Raw genomic sequence first — 12,857 nt, forward strand, 5'->3', positions numbered from 1 at the left:
CCCATAATTTTTAATACGGTATACGATGAACAGACCTACACCAAAACACACTGCACCTAATTTAAAATTTCCGTTATTGGGAGGTAACGATTGGAACTTGGGCGATCAAAATCCGGATAATTTTACATTGATCGTATTTTATCGCGGCCTACATTGCCCCATATGCAAAAAGTATTTGCAACAATTACAGGGACTCTTGCCGGAATTTGACCGAAGCGGGGTACATGTGATCGCCGTAAGTATGGATACGGAAAAAAGAGCCAGATTATCCCGCCAAAAATGGGAAATTCCAAATCTCTCCTTAGGTTATGATTTGGATGAGGTAACCGCAAGACAATGGTCGTTGTACTTAAGCGCGGGCATAAAGGAAGGGGAACCGGATAAATTTAGCGAACCGGGCTTGTTTTTGATCGATGCCAAGAATCAGGTGTATTATTCGGCCATAAACTCCAATCCCTGGGGAAGACCGTATTTGCCCTCTTTTGTAAAGGCGGTCGATTACATCATACAATCGGGATATCCTGCCCGTGGGGAACTACTTTGAGAAGCGTTTTTTGCTAACGCACGTTCGCCTGCATGTTTCTGGGAAGTGGGTGATAAGACCCGGAACCAATGAAGAATGGGCTTTTTAGGGGCAAGAACACGGTCACCCTTCTTTCTTCAATGTTTCGATATCCGCAATCAATTGGGCTATGGCCGTTTTGTTCAACCCATTATAAATTCCACGGATATGCCTGTTTTTGTCCACAAGGATAAAGTTTTCCGTATGTAAGAAATCATCATCGCCCTTGGGAACGCCCAGATCTTCCTCCACAAAATAGGCGTAGCGTCCCAAATCATAAATGATCTTGCGTTCCCCGGTCACCAAATGCCACTTATTGGGGATAACCCCTTTGATATCCGCATAGGTTCTTAAAACAGGAACCGAATCATATTCCGGCGTAACGGAATGGGACAATAACAAAACGCTTTTATCTTCTTTAAATGCCTCCTGTACCAGGGCCATGTTCTCAGTCATTTTGGGACAGATACCGGGGCAGGAGGTAAAAAAGAAGTCCGCCACATAGATTTTGTTTTCAAAGGTCTTTTGGGTAACGGTATCCCCCAATTGGTTGACCAGTTGAAAAGGGGCCACTTGATGCAGGCCAAAAATGGAGTCACTATTTCGGGGCAACCATTGGGGCGTAAACGAGGGGCCGTCATAATAGGGTAGGGTATCTACCCGGCTTACGACCTCTTTTTTGGTTTCCGTTCGGCATCCCAGTGCAACAAAGATTAATGTCAAAAGCAAAACCAGTTTATCTTTGAATCGTTTCATCTTCTAGCTGATAACATAAGTTGGATCGTTTAAGGCCAAAAAAACGCCCGTTCTTGGCCTCATAATTGGCGTACAATTTTCCGGTCCGCAACCAGGCCTGCTGAAGGCCTTCTTCCTTCCCCCGGTCAAAATGCATCAACCGGGCCATTTTTCCGTTCGGATACCATTTTTTCTGCTTTCCGTGGCGCTGGCGGTTTACGTAGTGGGATTCTGAGCTCAATACGCCATTGGGCCACCAAGCTCTGGCGACCCCTTCCAAACGGTTTTCCACATAGTTTTTTTTGCCCGCCAAGGTACCATCGGCATACCATTTTAGGGCGATACCCTGCTTTTTCCCATTATGGAAACCGATTTTTTCGGCTACGGCACCATTGGGATGACAGGTCAGGGCAAATCCGTTAAAGGGAAGGCCCTGATACAACCATTGCCCGGTATTGGGGTATAAGTGCAGTTCGCTTTTATGTACTTCTTTATCGGGAATCCTGATGACCTCCCCATCATTTTCCACCTTGTACCCCAAGAAGGAAATAAAAAGCAGTGCCGCCCAACCAAAAACCTTAATTGATGGCATTGGGCGTTCCTTGATAATCTCCCGGAAAAATAATGTAGTAGGTATTCAAATAGAGCTCGTTTTCAATATGATAGTGGTACAAGGCCTCCTCCGAATGCTGTGTTGTTGTGGTATGGCCACCCGAGGTATCCAAATCCGTGGGATAGTCTCCGGTGGCATTACATTTTCTCCCATAAATAAAGAAACCATCGGCCAAAATACCGATCAATGTGTCATCATCCTCGGACCAAGCAGTAGGCTCCAGATGATAGTGGTATACCGAAGGGCCGATATGACCACCGGTATAATCCAAACTGGCCGCGGCACCGTCCAAGGGCCCGTTACCTTCCTGATCGTTAAAAATGGCCGCACCGCTTACGGCAATACCGATGGCACCTAAATTGGTAGAGGTACTACGTGCCGCCAACTCCGGATTCGCCGGTACCGTTAAGGTGGCCGAACCATCAAAATTGGGGATAATGCTTGGGGTAAGGGCTACACCTGGCTCCTCTTGGTACAGGGGATGTCCCTCTCCCCAATATACCGTACTATGGTTGGGAAAGCCCGTGGTTTCAATGACCACATTGGAACCGTCCAAATAGATATCGGTCTCATCTTCATCAAATTCGGCGAATGCCGCGCTTAAAGTTACTTCACTGGTAAAACCATTATCGTCCGTCAAGTCTATGCCTTCATCGTCCATAAGGGTATCGTTGTCCGAACTACAGGCGATAAAGACAATAAACAACAATACTGTACCTAATACAATGGGATTTCTTTTCATGATCTGTTTTTTTAGGGTTTACTCGCCTCGTGGCGGTCCGTTTCTTTCCGGTTTGGGGGCTTTCTCCAATTCCTCCCGGGAGAGGTAGCCGTCTTCATTGGCATCTATTTTGGCAAAATCCCTTTTTAAGGGCCCCTTTACCTCCTTTGCGGAAAGTTTCCCGTCCTCATCGGCATCCAAATCCTTGAATACTTGTGCTATTGTGGGCCGGGATCTATTTTGCCGCCTGCCATCCGTAGACTGGGCCGTTACGATATGGGAACTGAAAAGTCCCAAAGCGACCAGTACCGTTCCCAGTGTTACAGTTTTACGTTTCATATTGTATTTGTTTGTTTTTAGGTTTAGATGAGGAATCCCAAAAAAACTTGCGCTTGGGCTCATTATTTTTAAATCCCGTTACTTTGTAGACATACTAACGCACCCATTTGCATTTGGACGAAAGTCAATTTCTATCGGAATTAAAAGGGCAAAGGCAATCCGCCTATGCCCGGCTTTTGGACTTGTATCAAAAGAAGGTCTTTAATACCTGTCTCTCTTTTGTACCCAATGTGGAAGATGCCGAGGATATTGCCCAGGACGTATTTGTTGAGGTCTACAATTCCGTTGGAAAGTTTAGGGGGAATTCCACACTTTCTACATGGATCTATAGGATTTCGGTAAACAAAAGCTTGGAATTTATCCGGAGGAAAAACACCCAAAAAAGATTTGGCTTTATACAGTCGCTTACCGGAAATACGGTTCCTTTGGACAAATCGCGGTATTTTACAGAGTTCAACCATCCCGGGGTACAGTTGGAGGAAAAGGAAAAGAAGGAAATCCTGTTCCGGGCCATAGACCGATTGCCCGAAGCCCAAAGAATTGTGTTTACCTTGCACAATATAGACGGATTAAGCTATAAGGAGGTCAGTGCCATTTCCCAAAAAAGTATCTCCTCCGTGGAGTCCCTGTTGTTTCGGGCGAAAAGGAACCTAAGAAAAATTTTAACAACATATTATAAAAAAGAGGGTCGGTAACGCAAGTTTTGTTGCAAATCGGCATCTAAATCTAGGAAACCAATACCCATGAATGTGAAAAAGAATACTTCCCAACGAATTGATGAACTAATTGACTCGGCCTCGCGCATCGAGCCGGTCAATACACCTCCTTTCTTTAAGGAAAAGGTGCTCAACAGGCTTTCCCAAACTCGGGATTCCCAACCGCAGTTAGGCTGGCTCCCCTGGTTTGCACCCAAATATCAGATGGCGGCCTTCTTCCTTTTTGTCCTTTTGAACGCGCTCGTGCTCTATACGTATAGCGATTCCAACCGGGAAGAAGAAATCCAGACCTTTGCCGAGGCCTATGGCCTGTCATCGGCCCAGGACGAATCCCTATTAAATTGACCGTTATGAAGAAAAATCTACTCCTTAGCATTTTGTTGATTTTCTTGATGGTCATGAACGGTGTGTTGCTGTATATGACGGTAAAGGAACCAGACAGAAAACCCAGGCCGCCCCGGGATTTTATTTTCAAGGAATTAAATTTTACCGAAGAACAGCGGATGGAATTTCAGGAGGTCAATGCGGAACACCATCGTAAAATGCGGACCATTGATGAGCGTACCCGGGAATTGAAAGAATTGCTTTTTTCCAATTTGGGTTCCGATGATTTTTCAAATCAGGAGCTGGATTCCATAACCTCTACTCTTGGTAATTTGAGCCAAGAAAGGGAAAAGGAAATCTTTTCTTTTTTCAACAAACTGGAGCGTATGTGCGATACCGAACAAAAAAGAAAGCTCAAGCGTATCGTTCGCGGAGCGTTAAGACCTCATGGCCCTAAAGGTGGACCGCCTCCGCCGCATCGGTAAATAGAGCATATCCGGGTTTGGTGGGTTTGAGAAACTTCCTTAGGGCTTTTTACGGGAGCCATTGTTAGGCGCTGTTCTTATTCCTTGTAACGTGATTCATAATGGATTTTTTTAATTCCTGGTAATTGGTTTGTATGAGCCAATGTCCGGAATTCAATTCCAAAAATTCATATTCGTTTTTCATATATTGGTGATGTTCGCCAACCGAATAGGAACCGATTGCAATATCCTTGTTTCCCCAAATAAATAAAGTAGGAACATGTATATCGCCGAGTATTCTATTTTTGGCCGCAGTCTTTAAAAGTTTATAATTACTTCGGTAATAATTTAGCGTTGCGGTCAATTGTTTTGGGTTACTAAAGACTTTTAAATAATCTTCAATTTCGTCGGCAGTGCAATTTTCCCATAACTTTCTTACTATTTTAAAATCGTCTTTTCTAATTTGTTCTTCTGGAAGATTTGGGGTCTGAAAATTCTTTACATATCGGCTCAATTTAATTTGTTCCTCGTCCATAACCATTGCTTTTCCAAAAGCTTGGGGGTGAGGCACGGAAATTCCTGTCCAACTTAGGATTTTGTCTTGATGGTCATGGGCTAATTTCCAACCAATAAGTGCTCCCCAATCATGTCCCACAAGATGAAAATTGGGTTTATTGAAAAACTTAAAGACTCCTAAAACATCCTTGGCCAATTTATCCAGGCTATATTCTTCTATCGCCAATGGACAAGCCTCTTTGCTATACCCTCTTAGATTAGGTGCTACACAGTAAAATTCCTTTTCTGAAAGACTGGACATTAACCTTTTCCACATATATGAAGTTTCAGGCCAGCCATGTAAAAAGATCACGAGTTCATTCTCTGTATCACCATGGGTCCGACAGTCAAAAGTTAAACTACCAATCTTTATTTTTAGGGTCTCTTGCATGGTTTGGAATTGCACCTAACGGTCTCGTATAACCGTCAGTTGCGGTTATACATTGCTGTGGGTAGTTTTTCATTTTTCATATTCAGAGCTTTTCAATCAGTAATGCACCCAATATGAGTCTGTTTCCTCTCCATCATCAATCATTCTAATTTGGACGTCGAATAGTTCATTCAATATTTTTTCTTTGGTCGTGTTGTCAAATTCCTCAAATTCCAATTCCTCAATTTCATCAGAAATTTTGTCTCCGTTATGCCATTTTTCCGCCACGATTTTTTCAATCAGAATGTTTAATTCAAGCGAAGGAACTTCTTGTTCAGATTTATGCCAAATAAATTCCTGTCGTTCTTCTGGGTCATTCTCATCATAAATTGCAATTCCGCTTGTAGAGTCAACCGTTTCGTCAACCAATTCAATTCTTTTAACTCCGAATAATTTGAGATATGATTTTAAAAAATTCAGTCTTTTTGATTCTTGCATTTCGGTTTGGTCAAATTACTCACAACGTTCTCGGCTATGAGTAGTTGCAAGGCAAGTACTTATAGTCACTGTTAGCAGCTATTATTTATCCGGTCAATATTTTTTATATACGTTTAATATTAATATTTCTAAATGCGCCGAAACTCGATTTCCACCAATTTTTAACGTACTCGGATGTCCACAAGAATTTCTCAATTTTAAGCATTGTTCTAATTCGTTTTTAGTGTTTTTTCCAAAAACTGAAATCGATTCCAAAACCTGTAGAAAATCATATTCTTTCATTCTAGTTAAACCATCAATATTAGTTGCAGATTTCCATTTGGGAAACCTCCTTTTCGCTTCTGTATTGAAGTCAGCAAGTCGATTATTTACAATATACTCGTAAAGAACAGAGATAGCACCAATCCAAGAAAAGACAACTGCAGATTTCAGTAAATCATATTCAAGCGCATTAATTGCCTCGATTACAAATTCCTTGACATAAGTTGATTTAATCTTATCGGCTTCCTTTTTTAGATTCTCGTATTCGAAAACTTTAGGTCTTTTTGTTTGAAATTTTTTGTCAACTAAATAATTTTCTCCTTTGGTTGTTAAGCACCATCCATCTTTAACTTTAATGGCTAATCCATTTAAAGATTTTAAAACCATTGAAATATTCCACTTTTCAATTTCTCTCAGGCCATTTAAAACAGCTAATTTTTTTATTTCAGATACTCTTTTTGTTGATGAGCTATCATGAGCTAAAAGAACTAAAATTTTCTCTTTACGATTAAGTTCAGAGTTGCTTAATAAGTCCTGTAAAGATTTATGCATTCAAAGTTGATTTGAGTGATTTAAGAATAGTTGCCGAAATTGCGTAAGTACCAGTCTTTCTCTCAATTAATTTATGGCTTGTAACGAGTGTTTTGAGTAATGATGTTAAATTTCCACGATGTGACTTCTTATAGTAGTTAGAGGCTTTTTTCATCTCGTTTAGAATGTCTTGTCTTTGAAAAGTCTCTTTATTTTGAACAAGTGTCAAATGAGCTGCAGAGGCAATTATTAAGTCAGAACCAGACTTTACATCTAGTTTTGCTGAAATCGAATTTATTGACATTTGTAATTGACCATTACCTTTTTCAGCTTTTGTGTCACTAGAATTTTCTGCATTCTCATTAGTTGATTCGGATGCAGACTCTTCAGATTGTATTCCTTTTAAGGCAACCAATTTGTCTATTAATGATGGTAAGTCATTTTTTAAATAATCTTCGGTTCCCTCATACTCAATTTCTATTGAGCCAATTTTAATTCTAATATTATGATTCATATTGTTTGGTTTTTAATTGCTGCTAACGTTAGGTACATAACCCTTATGTCTTTTATATGTCGAACTAAGATAAGAAATCTTCTATGGTATCCAGAGAGGTTTCTCCTATATGTACATGAGTTTCAGTTCCCTTTGAGAAATTGTGGGCTATAGTGACTGAATGTATGGCATACCTGTATTGCTCTTTTTTTTATACATTACCGTAATGAAACCTATAGGGGATCGACCCAAGAATGGAGAACACGGGAACAACTCTTAACAAAGTTAGCGAGCCAAATAGGGCACAAGATTTCCCTTTCTTCACCTAACCTTATAAATACACCGCAATGACAGAACAACTCAATGAAATCACCCAAAAACACTGCGCAAACCCGCCCGCGAAATACGATGACCTTAGCGTCCTATTTCTAAACTGTACGCTCAACCGGACCCCGGTACTTTCCCATACCGAAGGCTTGATTCAAGTGGCCCAACGTATCTTTGAGGCCAATGGGGTAACCACAAAAGTAATACGCCCCGTAGACTATGTAATTCCGGCCGGATTGGGTCTGGATATGTCCCAGACCCCGGAATGGGATCGGGACGATTGGCCCCAGATTCAAAAGCAAATCGATGCCTGTGATATTTTGATCATTTGTACCTCCGTATGGCTGGGCGAAAAATCCTCGGTATGCAATCGTACCCTGGAACGTATGTACGGCTATACCCATCAGTTCAATGCAAAAGGGCAATACCGGGATTACGGAAAGGTGGGCGCCACCTTGATTACCGGAAATGAGGACGGGGTAAAGCACTGCGCCATGAATATTCTCTTCTCCCTTTCCCACATCGGGTATACCGTTCCACCCCAGGCGGATGCCGGCTGGATGGGCGAGGCCGGTCCCGGCCCCTCGTATCGGGATGAGGGTTCCGGTGGCCCCGAGAACGATTTTACGAACCGGAATACCACCTTCTTGGTTTGGAATTGCCTGCATCTGGCCCGAATGTTAAAGGACAACGGCGGTGTACCCGCCTATGGCAATCTCCCCGATGAATGGGATGCCGGCTGTAAGGCCGGATTCGATAGCCCGGAACATAAAAGATAGTGCAAAAACGCCTCGTGATTCCCCGGCCAAATCGTTATATTGGTTAACGGAAAAACAACTAAATTTTTAGCATAGTGGCAAAAGAGAATACGGTCTGGCACAAGGTATTGGACAGCAAAAACGATTTACCCGAAGGGCGCGTTAAAACGGTTACCGCGGCCCATAAAGGCATTTGCCTTACCCATTTTGAAGGGAAGTTTTCGGCATTGGACAACAAATGTCCGCATCAAGGAGGCCCCTTGGGCGAAGGATCCATCGAGAATGGCTTGTTGCGCTGCCCTTGGCATGGGTGGGATTTTCATCCATGTACCGGTTTGCCACCGGGAGGTTATGATGATGGGGTAGAAACCTTTGCCGTAAAGGAAGAGGAAGGTGCCATCTATGTAGGTCTGGAAGCGGAGGCGCCGCATGAGACTACAGTGTCCGACCTTATGGTAGAAACCATGATCAATTGGGGGGTAACTACCGTTTTTGGGATGGTGGGCCATTCCAATTTGGGTTTTGCCGATGCCATGAAGCGCCAGGAACAAAAAGGGAATCTCAATTTTTATGGTATCCGCCATGAAGGAGCAGGTGCCTTTGCCGCCTCGGCCTATGGCAAACTCACCGGAAAACCGGCCGCCTGTTTTTCCATTGCGGGCCCGGGAGCTACCAATATGTATACCGGTATGTGGGATGCCAAAGTAGACCGTGCCCCCTTATTGGCCTTGACCGGGCAAGTGGCCACACAGGTGGTCGGAACCGGAAATTTTCAGGAAGTGGACTTAGTACAGGCTTTTGGTAGTGTAGCCGAGTTCAACCATAGGGTACAAAGTGATAGCCGACATGGCGAACTGATGTCCTTGGCGGTTAAGCATGCTGTCCTAAAACGCGATGTTTCCCATTTGACCTTTCCCGATGAGGTACAGGAAAAGAAGGCAAACCCCAGAGCAAGGGCAAAGACCCCGGAGAAGCGGATGACCTCCCTGGAAATAGCCCCACCGGCATCGGCAGTGGACGAGGCCGTTGAGTTGATCAAAAAATCCAAACGCCCCGTAATCATTATGGGTCATGGAGCCCGGGCCCATAAAAAGCGCGTTGTACAATTTGCCGAACGTCTCAATGCGGCTGTAGTGACTACCTTTAAGGGAAAGGGACTGATACCCGATGACCATCCCTTGGGCGGCGGGGTATTGGGCCGGAGTGGAACACCCATCGCCTCCTGGTTTATGAACGAGTCCGATCTGTTGATCGTCTTCGGGGCCTCGTTTTCCAATCATACGGGGATTACCCCCAAAAAACCGATCATTCAAGTGGATTTTGACCCCTTGGCCTTAAGCAAGTTCCATAAGGTGGAAGTGGCCGTTTGGGGCGAGATATCCCGGACCTTGGAGATATTTGAAAAGGAACTTAAAGGAAAAATCAATAGCATGGATCAACGGGCCGAAATTGCCGAGCGCTGGAAGATTTGGAAGGCGGAGAAGGCAAAACGGCTTCAGGAGACCTCGGAGAAGGGGGTAAGCTCCATCGCCATTTTTGATGCGATGAACAAATTGACCCCGGAAAATGCGGTGATGTGTGTTGATGTTGGTAATAATGCCTACTCCTTTGGGCGGTATTTTGAATCCAAAAACCATGATTTTCTGATGTCCGGTTACTTGGGGTCCATAGGTTTTGCCCTACCGGCATCCATTGGTGCCTGGACGGCCGTTGGCGATTCACGACCGGTAGTTGCGGTGGCCGGTGATGGGGGGCTCTGCCAATATCTAGCAGAAATCACTACTTTGGTCAAGTATAGGATGCCGGTAAAGCTCATCGTTCTCAACAATCATGAGTTGGGCAAAATATCCAAGGAACAGCGTGAAGGCGAGTTTGATGTTTGGAAGACCTCCCTTTCCAACCCTAATTTTGCGGACTTTGCCTTGTCCTGTGGGGCATGGGGAAAGCGCATCACCGATCAAGTAAATTTGGAAAGCGCGATGCAAGAACTGTTCAACGCATCGGGTCCCGGACTCTTGGAAATTATCACCGATGTCGATTTGATATAGACCCTAAAAGTACCCACGGCCGTATCACCTTTTATAGGCCCTCAAGGCTTCCTGAAAAAATTGGACGGCACTTTCGGCGTCCATATCCGATACTGGGAGCAGTGCGCCCTTTAAATTCTTTGGATCCCATGCCCCATGGGTCAATGCCTTGAAATTGGAGACATCCAGGGCCTGATGGCCCAGATAACCACTGATGTAAAAATAGTGCTCATCGCATAGGGAATCGGGGATTGCTAAACCCAAACCAATGGATTTTCCCGACCCATCATCCAAATGGGTAAAGGCACCCGTATCAAAATGATGGGGCCAAATGCAAATATCCGATGGCAAGTTTTCCCGATCTAAAAAGGATTGTAAAACAACATGCCCCAGTTTTCGTAAACTCAGCAATTCCTGTAGCTGCGAAGGGTCTACAAGTTCAAATTTGAAATCCCCCAAGCCCGAGTAGGGCAGTTCATAATGTAATTCATAAACGTACCGTTGGGTCAAGGGACTTAAGGTGACCATGGCGTTGATCCAGGCGACTACCTCACTATGCGATTTTCCGTCCAACGGGAAGGAATGGGTCACATTGGATTCCCACTTTAGGCTAAAGTCGGAATAGTCGAAAACCAACTTTTGTCCAGAAGGATGTAAGGGCAGTGTTTCCAGAGTTTCGCTTTCGGGTACGAATCCGATGTTGGTATGGCTGTCATCTTCTTTTGGAGGTAAAAAACTTTTTCCGGCCATGGCCAGATATTGGGCGGCCAAATGGATCTGTTCCAGCATGGGATTATTCATGATCAACAGGGATTAGATTGTTCGAATGTGAAATCGATTCCTATCATCAGAAGGCGAAAGGAGCGATTTCCAGACTCTTGGTCGCTGAAAAATCTAAACGTTTACGTTTTGGGCCGTCTTTTTCAGTATGGAACCGATAATGATGGGTGCATGGATCCTGGAATTTTCTATAAACCATTTATGAGTCTCCATACCCCCGCAGATAACACCGGCAAGGTACAGTCCGTCTATATTGGTTTCCATGGTCTCGGGGTCGTAGCTGGGAAGCCGTTTTTCGTCATCGGACAGCTGAATCCCGAGCTTTTCCAGAAATTCAAAATTGGGCATATAGCCTGTAAGGGCCAGCACAAAATCGTTCTCAATACGAAGGGTGCCTTCCGGGGTATCCACGATTACGGCATCCTCCAAAATTTCCTTGGCATTGGAATTGAAATAGGCTTGTATACTGCCTTCCTTGATCCGGTTGATAACGTCCGGGCGTACCCAATACTTGACCCTTTGCCCGATTTCCGGCTCACGTACGACCATGGTCACATCGGCTCCCTTACGGTAGCATTCCAAGGCGGCATCCACAGCAGAATTGCTAGCACCGATGACGATAAGCTTCTGACTGGCGTAAAAATGGGGATCCTTATAATAGTGGGAGACTTTGGGCAGATTCTCACCGGGAATACCGATGAGATTGGGAATGTCATAAAATCCGGTCGCCACGATGATATTTTTGGAAGTATACCGTTCTTTTTCGGTGGTGACGTTAAATAGATCATCGCTCTTTTTTACATCGGTCACTTTTTCGAAAAGATGGATGTTCAATTGATTTGAGGTCACTATCCTCCGGTAGTATTCCAATGCTTCGTTCCGCTTGGGCTTGGCCTCCTTACTGATAAAGGGAATGTTGTCGATTTCCAGTAAATCCGAGGAGGAAAAAAACTGCATGTTTATGGGATAATTGAAAAGCGAATTAACGATAGGGCCTTTTTCGATAATAAGATAGGAAAGCCCATTTTTTTTGGCCTCCAGCCCACAAGCAATCCCAATGGGACCTCCGCCGACAATAATAATATCGTATACCTTCATTATCCTGCAATTTCTTTAAGCTCCCGTATGGTAGAGCTGGGATCTTCACTTTTAAATACAAAACTTCCTGCAACAAGTACATCTGCACCCGCGTCGGTCAAGGCCTTTGCATTTTCCGAGCTAACACCGCCATCAACTTCGATCAAGGTATGGGCCTCTCTGTCCCGAATCAATGTCTTTAGGTTCCGTATCTTGGCATAGGTACGCTCGATGAAGGATTGCCCACCAAATCCGGGGTTCACGCTCATGATCAATACCAGATCAATATCGTTTATCGTATCCTCCAGGACATTGATGTTCGTATGGGGATTCAAGGCCACTCCGGCCTGCATGCCCTCCGCTTTGATTTCTTGCAAGGTTCTGTGCAAATGCCTACAGGCCTCATAATGAACGGTAAGTACCGAGGCGCCCAAATCCGCAAAGGTCTTGATGTACCTGTTGGGATCTACAATCATCAAATGAACGTCCAGGGGCTTGGTTGCATATCCCGCTATGGCCTTTACTACGGGCATTCCATAGGAAATATTAGGTACAAAGACACCGTCCATGATATCAATATGGTGCCAATCCGCCATACTTTGGTTTACCAATTCCACATCGCGTTGTAGGTTGCCAAAATCGGCAGCCAGAAGGGAAGGGGCTATTTTGGTTTTATGCATGTCCATAAGCTAAAACAATATCCATG

17 protein-coding genes are annotated in these 12,857 nt (G+C 44.3%); 6 read left to right on the top strand and 11 right to left on the bottom strand.

Translation table 11 applies throughout. The features are described 5' to 3' along the window. The first annotated feature begins 25 nt into the window (after positions 1-25). Entirely contained in the window at positions 26-544 is a 519-nt protein-coding gene (locus ACO06Y_RS10660; protein WP_422083817.1) for a peroxiredoxin-like family protein, read from the top strand. Between the two features lie 102 nt (positions 545-646). Here ACO06Y_RS10660 and ACO06Y_RS10665 read toward each other — a convergent pair whose 3' ends face one another. Genes ACO06Y_RS10665 through ACO06Y_RS10680 form a run of 4 tightly spaced genes read right to left on the bottom strand, consistent with a single transcriptional unit; the run spans position 647 to position 2,970 of the window. After that, positions 647-1,318 (bottom strand): SCO family protein, encoded by a 672-nt coding sequence (locus ACO06Y_RS10665; RefSeq protein WP_422083818.1) that lies wholly within the window; start codon positions 1,316-1,318, stop codon positions 647-649. After that, positions 1,299-1,889 (bottom strand): toxin-antitoxin system YwqK family antitoxin, encoded by a 591-nt coding sequence (locus ACO06Y_RS10670; protein ID WP_422083819.1) that lies wholly within the window; start codon positions 1,887-1,889, stop codon positions 1,299-1,301. The genes ACO06Y_RS10665 and ACO06Y_RS10670 overlap by 20 nt, the downstream gene beginning before the upstream one ends. After that, a complete protein-coding gene (locus ACO06Y_RS10675) occupies positions 1,876-2,652 on the bottom strand; it encodes a YHYH protein (protein ID WP_422083820.1) in 777 nt (258 codons plus the stop codon). The genes ACO06Y_RS10670 and ACO06Y_RS10675 overlap by 14 nt, the downstream gene beginning before the upstream one ends. Positions 2,653-2,670: 18 nt before the next feature. Further along, positions 2,671-2,970 (bottom strand): EF-hand domain-containing protein, encoded by a 300-nt coding sequence (locus ACO06Y_RS10680; RefSeq protein ID WP_422083821.1) that lies wholly within the window; start codon positions 2,968-2,970, stop codon positions 2,671-2,673. 107 nt (positions 2,971-3,077) lie between these two features. Between ACO06Y_RS10680 and ACO06Y_RS10685 the strand changes: the two genes are divergently transcribed. Genes ACO06Y_RS10685 through ACO06Y_RS10695 form a run of 3 tightly spaced genes read left to right on the top strand, consistent with a single transcriptional unit; the run spans position 3,078 to position 4,495 of the window. Further along, positions 3,078-3,665: an RNA polymerase sigma factor gene (locus tag ACO06Y_RS10685; protein WP_422083822.1), complete on the top strand. Its 588-nt coding sequence runs from the start codon at positions 3,078-3,080 to the stop codon at positions 3,663-3,665. Between the two features lie 54 nt (positions 3,666-3,719). After that, positions 3,720-4,031 carry a hypothetical protein gene (locus ACO06Y_RS10690; RefSeq protein ID WP_422083823.1) on the top strand — a complete coding sequence of 104 codons (312 nt, stop codon included), beginning with the start codon at positions 3,720-3,722 and terminating at the stop codon, positions 4,029-4,031. A gap of 5 nt (positions 4,032-4,036) precedes the next feature. Beyond that, positions 4,037-4,495, top strand: coding sequence for a Spy/CpxP family protein refolding chaperone (locus tag ACO06Y_RS10695; RefSeq protein WP_422083824.1), 459 nt, complete (start codon positions 4,037-4,039; stop codon positions 4,493-4,495). Positions 4,496-4,559: 64 nt separating this feature from the next. Here ACO06Y_RS10695 and ACO06Y_RS10700 read toward each other — a convergent pair whose 3' ends face one another. The 4 genes from ACO06Y_RS10700 to ACO06Y_RS10715 form a co-directional block, all read right to left on the bottom strand. Continuing rightward, positions 4,560-5,420, bottom strand: coding sequence for an alpha/beta fold hydrolase (locus ACO06Y_RS10700; RefSeq protein WP_422083825.1), 861 nt, complete (start codon positions 5,418-5,420; stop codon positions 4,560-4,562). Positions 5,421-5,516: 96 nt separating this feature from the next. Then, positions 5,517-5,897: a hypothetical protein gene (locus ACO06Y_RS10705; protein ID WP_422083826.1), complete on the bottom strand. Its 381-nt coding sequence runs from the start codon at positions 5,895-5,897 to the stop codon at positions 5,517-5,519. Between the two features lie 93 nt (positions 5,898-5,990). Then, a complete protein-coding gene (locus tag ACO06Y_RS10710) occupies positions 5,991-6,710 on the bottom strand; it encodes a hypothetical protein (protein WP_422083827.1) in 720 nt (239 codons plus the stop codon). After that, positions 6,703-7,203 carry a hypothetical protein gene (locus ACO06Y_RS10715; RefSeq protein WP_422083828.1) on the bottom strand — a complete coding sequence of 167 codons (501 nt, stop codon included), beginning with the start codon at positions 7,201-7,203 and terminating at the stop codon, positions 6,703-6,705. Before ACO06Y_RS10715 ends, ACO06Y_RS10710 begins: the two co-directional genes overlap by 8 nt. A gap of 326 nt (positions 7,204-7,529) precedes the next feature. Here ACO06Y_RS10715 and ACO06Y_RS10720 point away from each other — a divergent pair, with 326 nt between their 5' ends. Further along, positions 7,530-8,288, top strand: coding sequence for a flavodoxin family protein (locus ACO06Y_RS10720; protein WP_422083829.1), 759 nt, complete (start codon positions 7,530-7,532; stop codon positions 8,286-8,288). A 74-nt stretch (positions 8,289-8,362) separates the two neighbouring features. Beyond that, complete coding sequence (locus tag ACO06Y_RS10725; RefSeq protein WP_422083830.1) at positions 8,363-10,315, top strand: thiamine pyrophosphate-binding protein; 1,953 nt, start codon at positions 8,363-8,365, stop codon at positions 10,313-10,315. 24 nt (positions 10,316-10,339) lie between these two features. On the opposite strand, the gene ACO06Y_RS10730 is transcribed toward ACO06Y_RS10725, so the two are convergent. From ACO06Y_RS10730 to rpe, 3 genes are all read right to left on the bottom strand, one after another. Continuing rightward, a complete protein-coding gene (locus tag ACO06Y_RS10730) occupies positions 10,340-11,095 on the bottom strand; it encodes a hypothetical protein (RefSeq protein WP_422083831.1) in 756 nt (251 codons plus the stop codon). Positions 11,096-11,188: 93 nt separating this feature from the next. Continuing rightward, positions 11,189-12,172 carry a YpdA family putative bacillithiol disulfide reductase gene (locus ACO06Y_RS10735; RefSeq protein ID WP_422083832.1) on the bottom strand — a complete coding sequence of 328 codons (984 nt, stop codon included), beginning with the start codon at positions 12,170-12,172 and terminating at the stop codon, positions 11,189-11,191. Beyond that, the gene (gene rpe / locus ACO06Y_RS10740) at positions 12,172-12,831 is read right to left on the bottom strand and encodes a ribulose-phosphate 3-epimerase (protein ID WP_422083833.1); all 660 of its coding nucleotides are present in this window, start codon (positions 12,829-12,831) and stop codon (positions 12,172-12,174) included. Before rpe ends, ACO06Y_RS10735 begins: the two co-directional genes overlap by 1 nt. Between the last annotated feature and the right edge of the window lie 26 nt (positions 12,832-12,857).

The organism is Ulvibacterium sp., assembly GCF_965228935.1.
GTDB lineage: Bacteria > Bacteroidota > Bacteroidia > Flavobacteriales > Flavobacteriaceae > Ulvibacterium.